Origin of the sequence: Caballeronia sp. M1242 (assembly GCF_017220215.1) — a bacterium.
In the GTDB taxonomy this organism is placed as follows: Bacteria; Pseudomonadota; Gammaproteobacteria; order Burkholderiales; family Burkholderiaceae; genus Caballeronia.
In genome coordinates this window covers 392,265-410,832 of the sequence record NZ_CP071132.1, presented here as the reverse complement: position 1 = coordinate 410,832, position 18,568 = coordinate 392,265, and the positions used below count along the sequence as shown (strand labels likewise).

At 64.7% G+C, this 18,568-nt stretch carries 15 protein-coding genes; 10 read left to right on the top strand and 5 right to left on the bottom strand.

The genetic code is table 11. The annotated features are described in order from the left end of the window. The first annotated feature begins 5 nt into the window (after window positions 1-5). The 5 genes from JYK05_RS25385 (at window position 6) to JYK05_RS25365 (ending at window position 6,238) form a co-directional block, all read left to right on the top strand. The gene (locus JYK05_RS25385) at window positions 6-722 is read left to right on the top strand and encodes an ATPase (RefSeq protein WP_206470609.1); all 717 of its coding nucleotides are present in this window, start codon (window positions 6-8) and stop codon (window positions 720-722) included. Next, entirely contained in the window at window positions 715-1,875 is a 1,161-nt protein-coding gene (locus JYK05_RS25380; protein ID WP_241270104.1) for a sugar ABC transporter, read from the top strand. The genes JYK05_RS25385 and JYK05_RS25380 overlap by 8 nt, the downstream gene beginning before the upstream one ends. A 4-nt stretch (window positions 1,876-1,879) precedes the next feature. Then, window positions 1,880-3,904 (top strand): tetratricopeptide repeat protein, encoded by a 2,025-nt coding sequence (locus JYK05_RS25375; protein WP_206470608.1) that lies wholly within the window; start codon window positions 1,880-1,882, stop codon window positions 3,902-3,904. Between the two features lie 43 nt (window positions 3,905-3,947). Next, window positions 3,948-5,012, top strand: coding sequence for an SDR family oxidoreductase (locus JYK05_RS25370; protein WP_241270103.1), 1,065 nt, complete (start codon window positions 3,948-3,950; stop codon window positions 5,010-5,012). 143 nt (window positions 5,013-5,155) lie between these two features. Beyond that, window positions 5,156-6,238: a polysaccharide lyase family 1 protein gene (locus JYK05_RS25365; protein ID WP_347879174.1), complete on the top strand. Its 1,083-nt coding sequence runs from the start codon at window positions 5,156-5,158 to the stop codon at window positions 6,236-6,238. A 38-nt stretch (window positions 6,239-6,276) separates the two neighbouring features. Here JYK05_RS25365 and JYK05_RS25360 read toward each other — a convergent pair whose 3' ends face one another. The 4 genes from JYK05_RS25360 to JYK05_RS25345 form a co-directional block, all read right to left on the bottom strand. Next, window positions 6,277-7,818, bottom strand: a complete 1,542-nt coding sequence (locus JYK05_RS25360; protein ID WP_206470607.1) for a methyl-accepting chemotaxis protein — start codon at window positions 7,816-7,818, stop codon at window positions 6,277-6,279. A gap of 165 nt (window positions 7,819-7,983) precedes the next feature. Further along, the gene (locus JYK05_RS25355; protein WP_206470606.1) at window positions 7,984-8,415 is read right to left on the bottom strand and encodes a DUF2182 domain-containing protein; all 432 of its coding nucleotides are present in this window, start codon (window positions 8,413-8,415) and stop codon (window positions 7,984-7,986) included. Window positions 8,416-8,436: 21 nt separating this feature from the next. Continuing rightward, the gene (locus JYK05_RS25350; protein ID WP_206470605.1) at window positions 8,437-8,670 is read right to left on the bottom strand and encodes a hypothetical protein; all 234 of its coding nucleotides are present in this window, start codon (window positions 8,668-8,670) and stop codon (window positions 8,437-8,439) included. A gap of 7 nt (window positions 8,671-8,677) precedes the next feature. Next, complete coding sequence (locus tag JYK05_RS25345) at window positions 8,678-9,439, bottom strand: DUF899 domain-containing protein (RefSeq protein WP_206470604.1); 762 nt, start codon at window positions 9,437-9,439, stop codon at window positions 8,678-8,680. Between the two features lie 129 nt (window positions 9,440-9,568). Between JYK05_RS25345 and JYK05_RS25340 the strand changes: the two genes are divergently transcribed. The 4 genes from JYK05_RS25340 to JYK05_RS25325 all read left to right on the top strand — a co-directional run bounded on the left by JYK05_RS25340 (window position 9,569) and on the right by JYK05_RS25325 (window position 16,156). After that, entirely contained in the window at window positions 9,569-10,789 is a 1,221-nt protein-coding gene (locus JYK05_RS25340) for a helix-turn-helix domain-containing protein (protein ID WP_206470603.1), read from the top strand. 45 nt (window positions 10,790-10,834) lie between these two features. After that, the gene (locus JYK05_RS25335) at window positions 10,835-11,473 is read left to right on the top strand and encodes a PQQ-binding-like beta-propeller repeat protein (protein ID WP_206470602.1); all 639 of its coding nucleotides are present in this window, start codon (window positions 10,835-10,837) and stop codon (window positions 11,471-11,473) included. 153 nt (window positions 11,474-11,626) lie between these two features. Further along, window positions 11,627-13,756 carry an ATP-binding protein gene (locus JYK05_RS25330; protein WP_241270101.1) on the top strand — a complete coding sequence of 710 codons (2,130 nt, stop codon included), beginning with the start codon at window positions 11,627-11,629 and terminating at the stop codon, window positions 13,754-13,756. Between the two features lie 150 nt (window positions 13,757-13,906). Then, complete coding sequence (locus JYK05_RS25325; RefSeq protein WP_241270100.1) at window positions 13,907-16,156, top strand: bifunctional diguanylate cyclase/phosphodiesterase; 2,250 nt, start codon at window positions 13,907-13,909, stop codon at window positions 16,154-16,156. Between the two features lie 22 nt (window positions 16,157-16,178). On the opposite strand, the gene JYK05_RS25320 is transcribed toward JYK05_RS25325, so the two are convergent. Further along, the gene (locus JYK05_RS25320) at window positions 16,179-17,120 is read right to left on the bottom strand and encodes a LysR family transcriptional regulator (protein ID WP_206470600.1); all 942 of its coding nucleotides are present in this window, start codon (window positions 17,118-17,120) and stop codon (window positions 16,179-16,181) included. 122 nt (window positions 17,121-17,242) lie between these two features. Between JYK05_RS25320 and JYK05_RS25315 the strand changes: the two genes are divergently transcribed. Then, window positions 17,243-18,265, top strand: coding sequence for an alpha/beta fold hydrolase (locus tag JYK05_RS25315; protein WP_206470599.1), 1,023 nt, complete (start codon window positions 17,243-17,245; stop codon window positions 18,263-18,265). Window positions 18,266-18,568: the final 303 nt, after the last annotated feature.

The window sequence follows — 18,568 nt, the reverse complement described above, 5'->3', positions numbered from 1 at the left end:
CCGACATGATCCGACTGCACGCCGTCACGTGTTCATCGACGATCTCGGGCTCGCTCACGCCGCTGATATCGAACGTCGATCTCGACATTGCGCGGGGACGCTATGCGTTGCTTTCGCGAACGCCCGAAGCCCATCGCGCACTGATCGATGTGCTGGCCGGCCTGCGCAGGCCGCGCCACGGCTTCGTCGAGCATCGCGGTCGCGTGTCGTGGCCGCTCAGCCGACAGGGCTTCATTCGCGGCAAGGCGAACGGACTGCGCATGATCGAGTTCGTGTGCGCGCTGCATGGCTTGCCTGCGAAGGCGGCTATCGAACTCGTGGCGGACCTTATTACGTGCCCCGCGCATCTCGAACTGCCGATGGAACATTGGCCGCTCGCGACGCGTCAGGAAGTGTCGTTTGCGCTCGCGCTCGCGCCCGACTTCGATGTCTATGTGGTCGACGGCGCCCTGCCACATGAAGCAAGCCGCTTCGCGCGTCTGTGGCGCGCGCTGTTCGACGAACGACTGGTCGGGCGCACGCTCATTCTCTCAACTTACCGTCGTCAGCAGATGGCGGATTATTGCGTCAAAGGTTTGGTCTATGAAGGAAGCAGCCTTCGAATCGACGCCGATCTCGACGAGTGCCTCCGTCGATTCCCTCCGCGCCGGGCGAACAGCGAGTCCGTCGCAAGCGCGGACGGCAACGGACTCGACGCCGCCAGAGGTCCGTTCGATGTCTGAGTCCGGATCGGTCATCGAAGCGCGCCGCCGTGAACGAGACACGGCGAGGCTCGCGCGGCGAAAGGCGCGCTGGATGATGCTCGCGCTCGTTCTCGTGCCGGTCGCGTTGTGCGCGGCGTACGCGACGTTCGTTGCGAAACCGCGCTATTCCGCCGAAGCGCGATTCTCGGTGCGCGCGACTTCGAGCGCTGCGCCGCTCACGGGCGGCGCAGCGAGTCTCTTTACGACCGGCGGCGGCGCTGGCGTGGCTGCCGGTTTCGTCGATGGCTGGGCCGTCAGCGACTTCCTCGCTTCTCGCGACTGCATGCGCCAACTCGACGGAAGAATCGGACTGCGCCGCCGGCTCACGTTGAACGGTCTCGATCTGCCTAACCGGCTGCCGTCGAACGCGTCCGAAGACGCTCTCTATCGCGCATACCGTTCGTCCGTGAAGGTGTCGTACAACATCATGGAACAGGTCGATGTCATGCAGGTGAGCGCCTATTCGCCGGCCGATGCTGCGGCGATCTCGGATGCGCTGCTCGACCTCGCTCAAAACTTCGTACAACGAATGGATGAGAAGGGCGTCGACGATGCGCTCAAGGTGAGCCGGCAGGCCGTCGCGCTGGCGCGGAAAGAGGCGCAGTCGGCACGCGCGGCGCTGACGAAATGGCGAATCGTCAACCAGAATCTCGATCCCGCTGCGAACGCGGCCATGCTGCTCAATCTCTCGGCTCAACTGGAAACCGAGCTCAACACGGCGCAGATCAACCTCGACAAGATTCGCGCGCTCGGCAATCCGCAGCACCCGATGCTGGCTCCGGCAGCGGCACAGGTGCAGGCATTGACGGAGCGGCTCGCGCAGACGCGAGAGCGCATTAGCGGCAAGGGCAAGACTCAGGCGAGCCAGTTGGGCGACTATGAATCGTTGAAGAACGCCGAGGCGTTCGCGGATGCCAATCTCACCGCGACCCAGCAAAGTTATCAGCAGGCATTCACGGATACGCTGAAGCTCCAGCGATACCTGACGGTCATCACGCGGCCCTTGCCGACGGACCGGCCCACGAGCCCGAACGTGCCGCTTCTTTTGTTGGCGTCGCTGGCTGCGGGTCTTGCGCTCGCGCTTGTCGTACGCGTCGCCGTGATGCTCGCGCGCGAGTTCTTCAATGGATAAGCCGATGAACAAGCCGAATGGCCGCACGCCGTTCGATGCCTGCAAGGCTCTGGTCAGAAAAGGCGAGTGGACTGCCGGCCTCGCCGCGTATGCCGATGCCGTGCGAGCCGGCGCTGTGCCTGATGAAGCGGCGCGCGTGTATCGCGCCATCGCGCAGATTCGCGTCGGCGAGAACGGAGCCGCCGCGATCGAGGCACTGGATGCGTCGCTCATCCGCGCCGCCGATGCCCGCATCGACGTGAAGCGCCTCGTCGTATCGCCGCTAATTAGGGACGGCGCGCTGCACGACGCAGCCGCCGTCCTCGGCGCATTGGTGAACGCGTGGCCCGAGCTCGCCGAGGAGCGGCGGATGCTCGCGAGCGTTCTCGGCCGCTTGCAACGCTGGGACGAAGCGGTGAGGCACGCGGATGCCGCAGCGCGGATCGAACCCGACGCGCCGGCTGCGCGTGCGGCCTGCATCCAGTTGCGGCTCCAGGCGGGGCGCGTCGCAGAGGCGGCCGAACTGGCGCGCGCGAGCATCGACATGGCGGTGGCGCACGCCGCGCATGCGCACGCGTGGCTGACCGCGCTCACGCGCGCGGGGCATACGGAAGTCGCCGCGCGGCTCGCATCGCGCCTCGACGCCGCGAGCATGCCCAACGATCGCGCTGCGGCGGCCGTCGTGCAGGCGCTGGCGAGCGACAACCGTATCGGACTCGCGATATCTGCGGGAGAGGCGGCATTGCGCGCCGGACTCGACGGCACGGCGCTGCGTTCGCAACTGGGGCAGGCGTATCTGGCGAGCGGCGTCTCGGACGGCGGCCATCTGCGAGCGCTCGAACAATTGGCGCGCGGCGTGGCGCTCGCACCGAACGACATGCGGCTCATGACGCTCTATGGCGAGACGCTGCTGCGCGCGGGTCGCTATGAAGATGCCGTCACGCATCTGCAAAGCGCGTGCGAGCGTTGTCCCGACCTTGCGCACACGCGAACGTTACTCGCCCGCGCATTGCGCCACTGCGGCCGCCACGCGGAATCGGCAGACCACATGCTGACGCTCGCATCCCAGCGCCCGGACGATGAACGCGTACAGCGTCTCGCGATCGCGGCGTTGTCTCAGGCCGGCAGAAAGGATCAAGCGTCCGAGCTTTACCGCAAACGTCTCGACGCGCGAGACCGCCTGCTGCCTTCGAGTTTTGCGCTCGCAATGGCGCAAGTCGATATGCGACTTGATGAAGTCAGTATCCCGAAGGAAAGGCTCGATTGGGCGTGGTCACTACGCAGGGAAGCGGACCCGGCGACGCGCGAAGCATGGGAGCGGGCGGCGCGCTGGGGACATCTGGTCGATCATCTGTTGCTGGAATGGCTCGAATGTCGCGATCATCTGATTGAAGAAGCCATGACCTTGCTCGACGATCTCGACGAAACGGAGCGGCGGTTCGCCCCATTACTTGCGGGCGGAAAGGGTGTCGTGGTCGCGACCGCGCATGTCGGCCCCATGTACGCCGGCCTGATGGTGCTCGAACTGCTCGGCATTCCGTCGCGCTGGGTGGCGAGCATGCCGGGCGTCGCCACGGCGCATTACGCGTCCGCGCTCATCTCCACGGCGGACCAGACCGAGGCGCAAGTGGCCCGGCAATGCTTTCGCGCCCTTCAATCCGGCTTCGCGGTATGTATTGCGGTCGATGGCGCGCCGAACCCCGCCGCGCCGCGCGTTCCGTTCGCCGGGCAGGAGATCACCTACTCGTCGTTCGCGGCACGTGCCGCGCACCGGCTCGGCTCGCCGTCGGTCTTTTATGCGCCGCGATGGCGCAACGGCAAGATCGTGCAAACACTCGAAATGCTGCCCGCCGCCGAGCCCGGCGAGGATGTCGAACGCTATGCGCTCCGATGGCAGGAGGCTTATCTCGGCCACCTGCGCGAGCATCTTGCCGGAGCGCCGGAAGACCTGCGCCTGAGCGGCGGGCTGTGGCGTCACGTGCGTCCGGTCGATCCGTCCGCTCATGCAACGCGCGCCGCATGCGATCGAAACCTATCGTGTATCAACTGAGCAGAAGGTTATGCAGAGAGAAACCTTGTTGAATGAGTCGACGATGCCGGCATGGCTGCTGCACGAGTCGCAATCCGGCTTGCGCGATGCGCTCGCTGCACAGCGCTTTCGATGGCTCGTGACGGGCGCGGCGGGCTTCATCGGATCGAATCTTGTCGAGACGCTTCTCGTGCTCGGACAGGAAGTGCGCGGGTTGGACAACTTCGCGACCGGGCATCAGCGCAATCTCGATGAGATCAGGTCGCGCGTCGGCGAAACGCGCTGGCGCAATTTCAGCTTTCAGGAGGCCGATATCCGTGACGCGCGCGCGTGCGATGCCGCGGTAGACGGCGTGGACTTCGTGCTGCATCAGGCTGCGCTCGGGTCGGTGCCGCGTTCGGTGAAAGATCCGATTGCGACCCACGATGTCAATGCAACGGGCTTTCTCAACATGCTCGATGCGTCGCGGCGGGCCGGCGTGCGCCGCTTCGTCTACGCGGCGTCGAGTTCGACGTATGGCGATGAGCCCAATCTTCCGAAGCGCGAAGAGCGCATAGGCAATCCGCTGTCACCGTATGCCGTCACCAAGCTGGTGAACGAGATCTATGCGAGCGTATATGCGCGCACTTACGGATTCGCCTCCATCGGCATGCGGTACTTCAACGCGTTTGGACCGCGGCAGGATCCGGACGGCGCCTACGCGGCGGTGATTCCGAAGTGGATTGCCGCCATGCTATCGGGCGAAGACGTGCAGATCAATGGCGACGGCGAAACGAGCCGCGACTTCTGCTATGTCGGCAATGTGGTGCAGGCGAACTTGCGCGCGGCGCTTCGCGCGGAGCTTGCCTCGAGCGAGGTCTACAACGTCGCGGTGGGCGGACGCACGACGCTCAACGACCTCTTTCATGTGATCCGCGACGGTCTCGCGGAACTGGGCCACGCATATCACAAGCAACCGGCGCACCGCGATTTCCGCGCAGGCGACGTGCGCCATTCGCAAGCGGACGTGTCGAAGGCGCAGCGTGAACTCGGCTATGTGCCGCTCGTCGATTTGCGCGCGGGAATGAAAGAGGCGCTGCCGTGGTACGTCGATTTCCTGACGAACACGAAGCGGGTGCGTGCGTCATGAAGATCTCAACGAACTTTGAGCGCCTTCGCTGGGCGCTGCGGACGTGCATCGTTAGCATGATCGCGTGTGCGTCGATGGCCGCGTGCATGCCGGCATCCGCCGCGCCGCGCGATGCATGCGAGCGTGCGACCGCGGATTGCGCGATGGTGTCCAAACTTCTTCAACAGCGAGAAGGCTATGGCCGCGCGGCGACGGGCGGACTGGACGGCAAGGTCGTAGTTGTGTCGTTGGCGGCGGACGCCGGGCCGGGATCGTTGCGCGATGCGCTCGTGCATGCGCGCGGACCCACCTGGATTCGCTTCCCGTCGGACATGAAGATCGCGCTCGCGTCCATGCTTCGCGTGCCGTCCAACGTGACGATAGACGGCCGCGGACACATGGTGGAACTGCTGGACTACGGCTTCGGCATCTATGGCAGCGCGAACGTCATCGTGACGCATCTGACGATAGACGGCCGCTTGCGCACGTTCGCGCAGGCGATCGACATCGCCAATGGATCGCACGATGTCTGGATCGATCACCTCGATCTCTCGCGGTTCGCGGCTCGGCTCGTCAACGTGAAGAACGGCTCGACCGATGTCACGGTCTCGTGGGTGAAGTTTCACGATGACGACAAGGTCATGCTGGTCAACAACATCACCGATGACAATCTCTTTGCCAACTACGAGCGCGATGCGATCGCTCGCGTGACGATTCACCATAGCTACTTCGTCGATACCATGCAGCGTAACCCGCGCGCGCAGTTTGGGACGGTCCACCTCTACAACAATCTCATCCAGAACTGGGACTTCTACGGCATGAGCTTCAGCCTGGAGGCGAGGGCGCTCGTCGAAGGCAATGTCTTTTCGAACGCCGCGCATCGCGCTTGCACGGAGCCGGCATACTTCCCGACGGTCGAAGGCGTCAACGCGAATTACTGCCGCTACATTCCGCAGGCGCCGGCACGCAGCGCGCTCGTCAATGGCGAATCGGATCGCGAACACTATGAGCGCACGAAGTCGCTCTACGGGTACACGCACGGCTATCAGGCGTTTCTTTCGGTACGCGACAACCTGTACCTCGGCGACGCGAAAGCGGTGCTGCAAGACGAGCAACCGGGCAAGGTGCCGAAGCCGCCGTACTGCTACTCGTACGAAGCGCCATCAGTGGATCTTGCCGATCGCATCCGCGCACATGCAGGCAACACGCGCGACGATGCTGCTGCAATCGGGCGGTGCGGTCAATAAGCGAAGGGCGCACGAACCCGTTGCGCGCTCACGCAACCTCACGCAGCCTCATGCAGCCTGAACGTCTCCACCGCCGTGCGCAGCGCCGCCGCCTGGTCCTCCAGCGATTGCGCGGCGGCTGCCGCTTCCTCGACGAGCGCCGCGTTTTGCTGCGTCACTTCGTCCATCTGCGTCACGGCGCGCGCCACCTGATCAATGCCGCTGCTCTGCTCTTCCGATGCCGCCGCGATCTCGCCCATGATGTCGGTCACGCGCTGCACCGCGCCGCTGATTTCGGTCATCGTGCGGCCGGCTTCGTCGACAAGCGCGCTGCCCGACTGCACCCGCTCCACCGATGTGTCGATCAGTTCCTTGATCTCCTTCGCTGCCGCCGACGAACGTTGTGCGAGCGAGCGCACTTCACCCGCCACGACAGCGAAGCCGCGTCCTTCTTCGCCAGCGCGCGCCGCTTCCACGGCGGCGTTCAACGCGAGAATGTTGGTCTGGAACGCGATGCCTTCGATGATCGTAATGATGTCCGCGATCTTCGCCGAGCTTTGATTGATCTCGCCCATCGTCGTGACGACTTGCGACACGACATGGCTGCCCTTGCTCGCAATCTCCGACGCATTGGCGGCCAGCTTGCTCGCCTGACGCGCGTTGTCGGCGTTCTGTTTGACGGTGCCTGTCAGTTCATCCATGCTCGACGCCGTTTCCTGCAACGCCGAAGCCTGCTGTTCCGTGCGCGATGACAAGTCGATATTGCCCGCTGCGATTTGTTTCGTTGCAGAGGCGATCGACTCGCTGCCCGAGCGTACCGAACGCACGGTGTCGATGAGGCTCGCTTGCATCGTCGAAAGGCCGCGCAGCAGTTGGCCCATTTCATCGTTCGAGCTGACCGTCACTTCGCGGCGCAGATCGCCTGATGCAATCGCACTGAACTGCGTGAGCGCGGCATCGAGCGGACGCGCGATGCGGCGGCGCAGCGACGCCCACGAATAAATCGCGGCAGCGACGCCTGCGAGGACTGCCGCGATGCTCAACAGGCGGAAGGTTTCGAACTGGGCTTGTCCCGCGTCGTACGCGCGTTGCGCCAAGTCGAACTGCAGCTTGCGCAGCGCGACGCCCGTCTTGGCGAATTCGTTGAACGCCGCCTGCATGGCGCTGGCGTCGGCGGTGATCTTCTCCTGGTCCTTCGCGCGCACGTCCGCGTAGCCTTCGTCGATCAGCTTCTGCATCGCGAGACGCTGCTGATTGAACTTCTCGCCGAGCGCCTTTTCTTCCGGATCCTGGGCCAGCGATGCGTATTTGGCCCATGCTTCGTCGGAGGTCTTACGCATGAGCGCGCCGCGCCCGATCGCATCTTCGGCCGCGCTCGTGCCCACGTTCAAGGCGGCGCGGTCGAAGCTCAGACGCTCGCGTGCCATGAACATCTCGGCGTTGCCGACGGAAACCGCGCTCGGCATTTCGTTCGTGAACAGATCATGCGTCACCGAGTTCGCGTGTGTCATGCCGATGAGCCCGAGCACGCCGATGCCGATCAAGAGCGCGCTCAGCAGCGTCATGGCCAAAGCCAGCCGCCCTTTGATAGTCGAAAACATGAATTCCCCGAAATGGCTGCATCGCGTCATGCACGCTCCAGGCGGCGATGCTGCGCCCACTGCGCGGCCGAGGGATTCCATCGACCTTTGTATATCGACCGCCGCGCGCCGCGCTTGAGTCCGGGAAAACATGGATGAGGAAAGCGCACGGCCGATCGTTTTATTTCATGCGACGGCGTGAAGCATCCACGCCGCGCCCGCTGCGATCATCAGTACACCAATGCCTTTTGCCACGCAATGCCCGAAAGGCAGCAGGCGTTCGGCGGCGATGGCGAACGTCACCGCGGCCACTGCTCGCGGGTCCGCCATGCCCGCGACGCATAAAGCCACGGTGAGCGCCGCGCACGATGCAATGCACTGCATGCCGTGCCGTATCCCGTGTTCATACGATGCAAGCATCGTCGAGCGATGCTCGCTGGTGGAACGGCAACGCGCGAGACGGCGTGCCTTCCATCGGCTCGATTGCACCATGCCGGCAAGCACGATCACCGCGCCGCCGGTGACGGGCTTCGTCATGAAGAGCACGCTCCATGTCGCGCCGAGCGGATACATCGCGATGCCGGTCATCGACCATGCCGTGACATAACCGGCCGTCATGAGCGCAAGCGCCGACGCGCCTCACCGGCGATAGCGCCACAACGTCTGCGCGAACGGCGGCAGCATCATCGCGTTCATCATGACGGCCCACGCAGCGACGAAGGAGACTGCCGCGCCGAGCGGCGTCTGGCCGCAAGGACGCGCCCAGTCCATCGAGGGCATGCACGCATGACACGCGGCGAGCAACGCGGCACTGAGCAAGAACGCGAAAGCAAGCAGCGCGACGAGTCCGCGCCGCTCGTCCCCGCTGAGCATGACGAAATCAGTCGGCGTACTCGTCATGGCGCTTCCACCAGATGCCGTTCTCATTGCGTCCTTTCGGCGCGCGATCGAGCCATTGATACATGCCCCAGAGCGCATCGAGCCCGCGCGCATACGCCGAATACGTGTGATAGACGACGCCGTCTTCCATCGCGAATGCGCTCATGCCGGGGCGATCGCGCGTGAAGGTCGGCGCGTCGGTGCCGCAAGCGGCCGCGAACGCCTTGACGGGTTCGGGCGCGTCCTTCATGTCCATCGCGTGGCCGCCGCGCGCAAAGTTGTATTCGATGTCGCCCGCGCGCTGCTGCGCCTCGGTGAACGACACGTTGAAGTCGTAGTTGAACTCGCCATTCTTCGCGGATGCCCACGGAAACCGCCATCCCATGCGCTTCTTATAGGCCGCGAGCTTGTCGATGGACGCCCGCGAGACCGCCCACAGCGCGACATCGTGATGCGCGAGATGAACGGCGAAGCCATCGAAGCCGTCCGCGATCGACGAGCACGACGGGCAGCCCGCGCGCCAGTCCGGTCCGAACATGAAGTGATAGACGAGCAGTTGCGAGCGCCCGCCAAAGAGGTCGGCGAGCGTGGCATCGCCGGCTTCGGTATCGAAGCGATATGTCTTGTCGATGCGAACCCACGGCAAAGCCTGACGTTGCCGCGCGAGCTCGTCGCTGTGGCGCGTGAGCTCCTTCTCGGCTTTCAGCAGATCGAGCCGTGCGGCGAGCCAGTCATTGTGTGTGGCAGTCGTGTGAGTCGTCATTTGCGTTGCCTCCGTTGTGCGGCGGTGCGTGCGCACCGGTTTGGGATTCATTGCAAAGCGCGCCATGCATGGTGTTAGATTAGTGCGGGGCATCGGACGCGGGGGAGTGACAAGCGTGTCGGGATTCGCATGGATTCGTTGATGACGGCGGCGGCGCGCGCGCTCGCGGCAGGCGATCCGCTCGGCGCGCTGAATCGCGTGGCGCTGCGCGACGATGCTCCCGCGCTCGCGCTGCGCGGCATCGCGATGGCGCAGCTCGGCGACTTCCCGCGTGCGAAGGCGCTGCTCAGGCGCGCGTCTCGCGGGTTCGGCGCGAAGGAAGCGGTGGCGCGCGCCCGCTGCGTCGTGGCCGAAGCCGAGATTGCGCTCGCATCGCGCGAACTCGCGTGGCCCGCGAAGGCGCTGGACCATGCGCGCGCGACGCTCGAAGCGCACGGCGATCGCATCAACGCGGCGCATGCGCGTTATCTCGGCGTGCGACGCGCGCTCCTTATCGGGCGCATCGACGAAGCGGAAGAAGCGCTTCGCGCGCTGGATGCGTCCGCGCTCCCGCCCGCGTTGCTTGCCGCGCATGCGCTGATCGAAGCGGGCATCGCCATGCGCCGTCTTCAGGCGCAAGGAGCCCGCGCCGCGCTGGATCGCGCGAGACAAGCCGCGCAAGTCGCGGGCATTGCCGCGCTGTCCGCGGAAGTGGACCATGCGCGCGCGCTGCTCGATACGCCCGCTGCGCGGCTCGTCGCACAAGGCGAGACGCGTCTTGTCCTGCTGGACGATGTGGAAGCATTGTTCGCATCGAACACGCTCGTGATCGACGCCTGCCGCCATGCCGTGCGCGATGCGCACACGCTCGTTTCGCTCGCCACGCGCCCGGTGCTTTTCACGCTCGCACGCATGCTCGGCGAGGCATCGCCCGACGACGTACCGCGCGATCGACTGATTGCATCCGCGTTTCGCATGCGTCACGCGAACGAGACGCATCGCGCGCGGCTGCGGGTCGAGATGGGACGCTTGCGCACGCTGCTGCGGCCACTGGCGCAGATTCGGGCCACGCGCGACGGGTACGCGCTCGCGCCGCATCGAGCGGCACATGTGGCCGTGCTCGCGCGGCCTCTTGACGACGCGCACGCGCCACTGCTCGCCTGTCTGTCTGACGGCGAAGCGTGGTCGAGTTCCGCGCTCGCGCTTGCGCTCAATGCCAGTCAACGCACGGTGCAACGCGCGCTGGAAACATTGGCCGCGTCGGGCAAGGTGCAGTCGTTCGGGCGCGGTCGCGCGCGCCGCTGGCTCGCGCCGCCTACGCCGGGATTCGCGTCGGCCTTGTTACTCCCCGCCGATCTCGCGAGCGGCTAGCATCATCGCCATGCATCGAACGATGCGCGACGAGAGGACCAAGCCATGAAACGCGCGAAAGCAGAAATCATTCGTGAATACGGGCCTTTTCCAGATGTGGAAGGCGTGCACGGCGTCACGTTCGACGGTCATGCCGTGTGGTTCGCGGCAGGCGATACGCTCAATGCGTTCGATCCCGCGACAGGCGAGCCGCAACGCAAGCTCCATGTCGCGGCCCATGCGGGAACGGCTTTCGACGGCGAGCATCTCTATCAGATCGCGGAAGACCGCATCCAGAAGATCGATCCGCGCACGGGCCACGTCGTCTCGACGATTCCGGCGCCGGGTGGCGGCGCGGACTCGGGCCTCGCGTGGGGCGAAGGCACGCTCTGGGTCGGCCAGTACCGTGACCGCAAGATCCATCAGATCGATGCGACGAGCGGCGAGATTTTGCGCACCATCGAATCGAACCGGTTCGTGACGGGCGTGACGTGGGTCGAAGGCGAGTTGTGGCACGCCACATGGGAAGGCGATGAAAGCGAGTTGCGCCACGTCGATCCGGCCACGGGCCATGTGCTCGAAAGGCTCGACATGCCCGAGGGCGCGAGCATCTCGGGGCTCGAATCAGACGGGCATGACCGCTTCTTTTGCGGCGGCGGACGGGCAGCCAAAGTGCGTGTCGTGCGCCGGCCGAAGACGCCTTAAAACACGCCATTCTTCCTGAAGGCTCAGCGCGGCGCGCATGAGGTCAAGCGTCTTTTTTGCGCGTGCGAGCGCAATAGCCCTTATGCTCTCGCATGAAGCGCGCGGCTCTTGATTGAGGCTCCGTGCGCAAAAACTCGACAAAAAAGGCCGGCCTTGACGTCCACCACCATCGATTCAATTCAACTCGATTCATGGGTCGGGGAGACAGCCCGCGCCATTCGCGATTTCGACTGGTCGACCACGCCGCTCGGCAGCATCGGCGAATGGCCGCAGGCGCTGCGCTCCGTCGTGCAGGTGATGCTGCGCAATGCGTTGCCGATGGCGGTGCTATGGGGCGAAGAGGGCACCTTGCTATACAACGATGCATACGCGAAGTTCTCCGGCGTGCGGCACCCCGGCATTCTCGGCATGCCGATCGAGCAAGCCTGGCCGGAAGCGTCGGAGTTCAACCGCAATGTCGTGGACTCGTGCTTGAGCGGCGAATCGCTTTCGTACCACGACATCGGCTTCGTGCTCGCGACCCACGGCCGTCCGGCGCAAGTGTGGCTCGATCTGCATTACAGTCCCGTGGCCTCCGACGACGGCACGCCCGCGGGCGTGCTTGCCATCGTCGTCGATACGACCGAGCGCGTGCTGCTCGAACACAACCGCGCGGTCGCGGAAGCCGCATTGCGCGAGGCCAACGACCGCCTGAATCTCGCGTTGAACTCGGGCGCCGTGCTCGGCGTGTTCGTGTGGGAGATCGGGTCGAACCGCGTGCTGGGCGACGAACGCTTCGCCCGTACGTTCTCGGTTCCGTTCGAACAGATGGCGGAGGGCTGGCCGCTGGAAGCCGCGCTCGACATCATGCATCCGGCGGATCGCGCGCACGTGCACGAGTCGATCGAACGCACCGTGCGCGACGGCGTGCCGTATCGCGCGGAATACCGCATTCGCACGCCCGGCGGCGGATGGATGTGGATTCTCGCAAGCGGCCGCTGCGACTACGACGAACGCGGCCGGCCTTTGCGCTTTCCCGGCGTCATCGTCGACATTCACGACCGCAAGATCGCCGAAGAAAGTTTGAAGGAACTGACGCGCGGCCTGGAAGACAAGATATCGGAGGCGGTCGCCGCGCGCATCGCCGTGGAAGCGCAACTGCGTCAGAGCCTGAAAATGGAGGCGCTCGGCGCGATGACAGGCGGCGTCGCGCACGACTTCAACAACACGCTGCAAGCCATCAGCGGCAATCTGCAATTGCTGCAGTATCTACCGCCGATGGACCCGCGCGTGCCCGAGCGCGTGCATGCGGCGATGGAGGCCGTGGAGCGCGGCGCGAAACTCGCCTCGCAACTGCTGTCGTTCGCGCGGCGGCAGCCGCAGTCGCCGGTGGTCATCAATCCGCGCCGCCTGCTCGGTGAAATCCGCGAACTGTTGCAGCATGCCGTTGGCGCGTCGGTGTCCATCGGCACGCACTTGCCGGACGATGCCTGGAACTTTTGCGTCGACCGCAATCAATTGGAGAACGCGCTGCTCAATCTCGCGATCAACGCACGCGACGCGATTCGCGGCGACGGCAAGTTCACGCTGACATGCTCGAACGAAGTGCTCGACGAAGCGGCCTGCGAAGGCAAGGACGTGCGTCCCGGCGAATACGTGCGGCTCTGCGCATCCGACACCGGCTCGGGCATGGCCCCTCACGTGCTCGAACACGCGTTCGAGCCGTTCTTCACGACCAAGCCCGAAGGCCACGGAACGGGTCTCGGCCTGAGCATGGTGTTCGGCTTCGTGAAGCAGTCGGGCGGACATATCGACATATCGAGCACGGTGGGCTCGGGCACCACGGTCGAACTGTACTTTCCGCGCAGCTTCGAACAAGAAGCCGTGGCCGTGCGCGGCGGCCCGCTCGCCACGCAAACGGGCGGCGCGACGCTGCTCGTGGTGGATGACGATGCCGCCGTGCTTTCGTCGACGGTCGCCATTCTGGAAGCCTTGCACTACACCGTGCTCAAGGCCGCGAACGGCGATGCCGCGATGAGCGTGCTGCAAAGCGGCGTCGGCGTGGACCTCATCCTGACCGACGTGGTGATGCCCGGCAAGGCGAAGTGCGCCGATCTCGCGGAATGGGCGTTCGCGCAGCCGCGGCCCGTGCCCGTGATCTACGTTTCGGGCTACACGCGCGACATCATCCTGCGCGACGGCGTGCTGCGTCCCAATGTGACGCTGTTGAGCAAGCCGTATCGCGCGGAGACGCTGGCGAAGGAAATCGCGTTGGCCTTGAAAGGCGCGCAGCACGCGCATTGAGCGACACGCGAAGACAGGTTTCTCCGCCTTTTTCCAGAGCATTGCCCGGCTCAAGACTTTCCCCGGCGCGCCGTTAAGCAGCGAGCAAGGACGCACTCACGGCGGAAAGGGACTACGGCAGTGCAGGAAAGAGCGAGCGATTTTCTCGGAATGATCGGCGACAGCGTCGCGCGGCGAATGCCGCATGTCGAACGCGCGCGCCGCTTCGACGCCTACGCGCTGGCGGTGCTGGGCGCGGCGCTCGTCGCGTGCGTGACGCCGTTCGTGCCGCATCCGTGCGCGCTCGTCCTGAGCGCGGCGTGCGCCGCGGCCGTGGCCGTCGTGCATTGCATGCTGCGCTCGAAGCGTCAGCTCTTCGCCGCGCAGCAGTTCTCGAACGGGCTGCTTTCCATCGCCGAAGACTGCATCAAGCTGCTCGATCTCGACGGCCGCGTGACCTGCATTTCCGATGTCGGCGCGCGGCTGCTCGAAGCGGCGGATGCGAAGGAAATCGTCGGCATCGACTGGCTTGCGCTGTGGGACGGCGCAGACGCGCGGGCGGCATTCGAACACGCGAAGGCGGGCCAGTCCGTTTCGTTCTCCGGCGCATGTCCGACGATGGCCGGCTCCCCGAAGTGGTGGACGTCTACGTTCGCGCCGGTCTATGGCGAAGAGGGCTGCGTCGTCGCGGTGCTGTGCAAGTCGCGCGATATCACGGCGGAAGTCGATCTGATCGAGGAGCTGCGCGGCAATGCGCGCGTGCAGAAGGACATGGAAGACCATGTCGATGCCGTGTTCTGGACCGCGAGCCACGACTTCAAGGACCTGTTGCATGTGAGCTCGGCCTTTGAGCGCATGTGGGAAATGCCCGTGGCCGCGCTCGAAACCGACAAGACCGCGTGGATGCAGCGCGTGCATCCCGAAGACATGCCCGGCCTGCGCGGCAAGATGCGCGATGCCGTGAATACCGGCGCGCCGTCGCAGAGCTATTTCCGTTTGTGTCTTGCAGACGACCGCACGCGCTGGGTGCGCGCGGACATCTATCCTGTCAGCGAAGACGGCGCGGTCTCGCGCGTGGTCAGCGTGTGCGTCGACGCGACCGAAGAACGCATGAACTTGCAGGCGCTCAATCGCCTCGCGAACACCGACAGCCTGACCGGACTGCACAACCGCAATGCGATGATGCATGCGCTCGTCGAGCGATGCGCGTCGGGCGAGCCGTTCGCGTATCTGTTCATCGACATCGACCGCTTCAAGTCCATCAACGATACGGCGGGCCACAGCGCGGGCGATGCCGTGCTCAAGGCAATTGCCGAACGCATCGGCGAGGCCATGCCGCCAGGCGCAGTGGCGGCGCGTGCGGGCGGCGACGAGTTCACTATCGTTCTTCCCGGCGCGTTCGATCAGGACCGCATCGAGCGCGCGTGCAGACGGCTTGCACTTGCCTGTAACCGGCCGATCAAGGCGGGCTGCAAGACCGTCAACATGACATGCTCGATCGGTGTCGCGCTGTATCCCGAGCATGGCCGCACGCCCGAGACGCTCTTCATCAGCGCGGACATGGCCATGTATGCCGCGAAACGCGCGGGCCGCAACGCTTTTCGCGTGTTCGGCGAGCGCGAGAAGGACGACCTCGCGCGCGCGCATCTCGAAGCGGAACTGCACGGCGCCATTCGTGACAACCAGTTCGTTCTGCACTATCAGCCGCAATACTCGATGTACTCGGACGGGCTCGTCGGCGTCGAGGCGCTGTTGCGCTGGCAGCATCCGCAGCTCGGTCTGATTTCGCCGGCTGCGTTCGTGCCCGTGCTGGAAGAAAGCGGGCTCATCGTGGAAGCGGGGCATTGGATCATTCGCGAAGCCGTGCAGGCGGCAAGGCGCCTTGCCGCATTCGTGCCCGAGGTGCGGTCGGTCGCGGTGAACGTGTCGCCGAAGCAGTTGCGCGATCCACGGCTCGTCCCCGTGCTTCAGCATGTCATCAAGCGATCCGGCATCGACGCGAATTGCATCACGCTCGAGATTACCGAGTCCGCGTTGATCGAGAATGTCGACGACGCGCAGGAAGTGCTGTCGAAGCTGCGCGCGCTGGGCGTGCGCATCGCCATCGACGATTTCGGCACCGGCTATTCGAGCCTGAGTTATCTGGCGCGCTTCAGGCCGGACGTGCTGAAGCTCGACAAGTCCTTCGTCGATAACATCGCCACCGACGCGATGACGCGCACGGTGGTCGAAGGCGTGATCGATCTCGCGCACAAGCTCGGCGTGATCGTGGTGGCCGAAGGTGTCGAGACGCACGAGCAACTGCAACGCCTCAAAGACGCCGGTTGCGACAAGATGCAGGGCTTTCTGCGTTCGCGGCCGGTTGCGCTCGAAGCATTGCTCGAGCAGGCCGCTTGCGTGGAAGCAGACGGCGTGCGTTGAGGCTGCGCGCAACGCCGTTGCATCACTTCGCTGAGCGCTTGCGGCGCTTGTCACGTTGCGCGAACATCGGCATGGCGTGCAGCAGACATGCGAGCAGTGCTTGCGGTCCGGCTGCGAGCGGCCTGCCCGCTTTCAACAGCACACGCGCCTGAATGTTTTCGAAGACGGGGTGCGCGATGGGCACGGTCTTCATCTCGCCGCTTGCAATCTCGCGATAAGCAGCGAACGCACCGATCAACGTAATGAAGTCTCCCGCGCTCACGATGCGTTTCAATGCGGTGAGCGAGTTGGTCGTAAGCGTCGCGCGGATGGAGACGCCCTCCGCCAGTTCGACCATCTTCACGACATGCCCGATGCCGAACGTGGGCGGCATGAGCGCGAGCGGATAGTCGCGCAGGTCCTCGACGCGCGCCACGCCGCCGCGTTGGACGATCGGATGATCGCGCCGTGCAAGCAATACCACTGGCTGCGCCGAGCTTGCGCGGACCTCGATGCGCGGGTGCGGCGGCGGGTTGTACGCAAGCCCGATATGCGCGCGGCTCTGCGCGACCTCCTCGATGATCTCATCGACGGCCAGCATCTCTACCGTTACGTCGAGGCCCGGAAAGCGCGCGCAGAACGGCGCGAGAACGTCGTCCACCAGCATGTCGACGTAGCCCTCGCTCACGGCAAGCCTGATCTTGCCTTGCTGAAGCCCCTTCAACGCATGAAGCTGATCCTCCAGCTTCTCCTGCTGCGAACGATACCCGCGCCAAAATTCGAGCAGATGAAACGCGGCCTCCGTCGGACGAACACCGCGCGCCTGACGTTCGAAGAGCAGCGTGTCGAGTTCGTCTTCGAGCAACTTGATCTGCCGCGCAATCACCGAAGGCGACGTGTTCAGACGATCCGCCGCGCCGCGAATGGTGCCGTGCGCGAGCACCTCGTTGAAGTAGCGCAGACGCTGCTGATTGATCTCTCGCATGACCCTGTGCCCGTCCGTGAGCGTTGTTCATCAAGCAACGATACGTGAACTTTGTTGCTCTTGCTCGGACGGCGCGACGCATCCATCATGCGCTTCATCGACGACACTTTCGGGAGAGTGACATGACGGAGAACATCAACGGATCGCGCCGCCGCCTGCTCGGTGCGACGATGGCAGGCATCGGCGCGATGCAGTTGGGCTTCAGCGGTCTCGTTCGCGCGCAGTCGGCGGGCACAGCGACCGCGAGTTCTTTTGCCGATATCCGTCAGATCAATGCCGGCACGCTCAATGTCGGCTACGCGCAAGTCGGCCCCGAAAATGGTCCGCCTGTGATTCTCCTGCACGGCTGGCCATACGACATCCATAGCTTCGCCGAAGTGGCGCCGATGCTCGCGGCCGCGGGGTATCGCGTGATCGTGCCTTATCTGCGCGGCTATGGCTCGACGCGCTTCCTCTCGGCCGATACCCCGCGCAACGGACAGCAGGCGGTCGTCGCAGTCGATGTCATCGCGCTCATGGATGCGTTGCGCATTCAGAAGGCGGTCGTCGCGGGCTTCGACTGGGGCGCGCGCACGGCCGATATCGTCGCGGCGTTGTGGCCGGAGCGTTGCAAGGCGCTCGTGTCGGTGAGCGGGTATCTCATCGGCAGTCAGGAAGCGAATCGCGCGCCGTTGCCGCCGAAAGCGGAGTACGCATGGTGGTATCAGTTCTACTTCGCGACCGAACGCGGCCGCGCGGGCTATGAAGCGAATCGCCGCGCGTTCTCGAAGCTGATATGGCAAACGGCATCGCCAGAGTGGCATTTCGACGACGCGACGTTCGAGCGCTCGGCGCAGGCGTTCGATAATCCCGATCACGTCGCGGTCGTCATTCACAACTATCGGTGGAGGCTCGGGCTTGCCGAAGGCGAGCCGCAATACGACGCGCTCGAGAAGCGCCTCGCGGCCGCGCCGCCGATCACGGTTCCGACCATCACGATGGAAGGCGACGCCAATGCCGCGCCGCATCCGAACCCGTCCGCGTATGCAAAGAAGTTCACGGGTAAGTACCGGCATATCGACGTGGGCGGCGGCGTGGGACACAATCTGCCGCAGGAAGCGCCGAAGGCGTTCGCCGATGCGGTGATTGCGGTGGATCGCATGTGACGAGAAGCGCCACGCCGGCCGCGTGGCGCGGTAATACATTTAGGCTTACGAAGCGAATGCGCCGATCCGATGCGTACGTCCTTCATCGCCTTGCGGTCGGCCCACTCCAGCCGGGCTCTGCGACCGACGAACGTCGCATTGCAACCACAGTCTTGCACCGAGAAGATGGCTCGATGAGCCGCTATCGTTTGCGCAAACGTTTCGTCGACGATCGAACTCGCTCGCCTTCTTTCAATCCCCGAGCGCATTACAAAAATCGAAACTTTCCTCAGACTAATGTGGCGCATGCCACATATCGGCTTG

What these genes read in the sequence shown, in the direction of transcription:
- JYK05_RS25380 (WP_241270104.1), top strand. Translation starts at nt 715, where the DNA reads ATGTCTGAGTCCGGATCGGTCATCGAAGCGCGCCGCCGTGAACGAGAC.
- JYK05_RS25320 (WP_206470600.1), bottom strand. Translation starts at nt 17,120, where the DNA reads ATGCGAGAGATCAATCAGCAGCGTCTGCGCTACTTCAACGAGGTGCTC.
- JYK05_RS25345 (WP_206470604.1), bottom strand. Translation starts at nt 9,439, where the DNA reads ATGACGACTCACACGACTGCCACACACAATGACTGGCTCGCCGCACGG.
- JYK05_RS25365 (WP_347879174.1), top strand. Translation starts at nt 5,156, where the DNA reads ATGGTGTCCAAACTTCTTCAACAGCGAGAAGGCTATGGCCGCGCGGCG.
- JYK05_RS25340 (WP_206470603.1), top strand. Translation starts at nt 9,569, where the DNA reads ATGGATTCGTTGATGACGGCGGCGGCGCGCGCGCTCGCGGCAGGCGAT.
- JYK05_RS25370 (WP_241270103.1), top strand. Translation starts at nt 3,948, where the DNA reads ATGCCGGCATGGCTGCTGCACGAGTCGCAATCCGGCTTGCGCGATGCG.
- JYK05_RS25360 (WP_206470607.1), bottom strand. Translation starts at nt 7,818, where the DNA reads ATGTTTTCGACTATCAAAGGGCGGCTGGCTTTGGCCATGACGCTGCTG.
- JYK05_RS25385 (WP_206470609.1), top strand. Translation starts at nt 6, where the DNA reads ATGATCCGACTGCACGCCGTCACGTGTTCATCGACGATCTCGGGCTCG.
- JYK05_RS25350 (WP_206470605.1), bottom strand. Translation starts at nt 8,670, where the DNA reads ATGCTCAGCGGGGACGAGCGGCGCGGACTCGTCGCGCTGCTTGCTTTC.
- JYK05_RS25325 (WP_241270100.1), top strand. Translation starts at nt 13,907, where the DNA reads ATGATCGGCGACAGCGTCGCGCGGCGAATGCCGCATGTCGAACGCGCG.
- JYK05_RS25355 (WP_206470606.1), bottom strand. Translation starts at nt 8,415, where the DNA reads ATGACGGCCGGTTATGTCACGGCATGGTCGATGACCGGCATCGCGATG.
- JYK05_RS25315 (WP_206470599.1), top strand. Translation starts at nt 17,243, where the DNA reads ATGACGGAGAACATCAACGGATCGCGCCGCCGCCTGCTCGGTGCGACG.
- JYK05_RS25335 (WP_206470602.1), top strand. Translation starts at nt 10,835, where the DNA reads ATGAAACGCGCGAAAGCAGAAATCATTCGTGAATACGGGCCTTTTCCA.
- JYK05_RS25375 (WP_206470608.1), top strand. Translation starts at nt 1,880, where the DNA reads ATGAACAAGCCGAATGGCCGCACGCCGTTCGATGCCTGCAAGGCTCTG.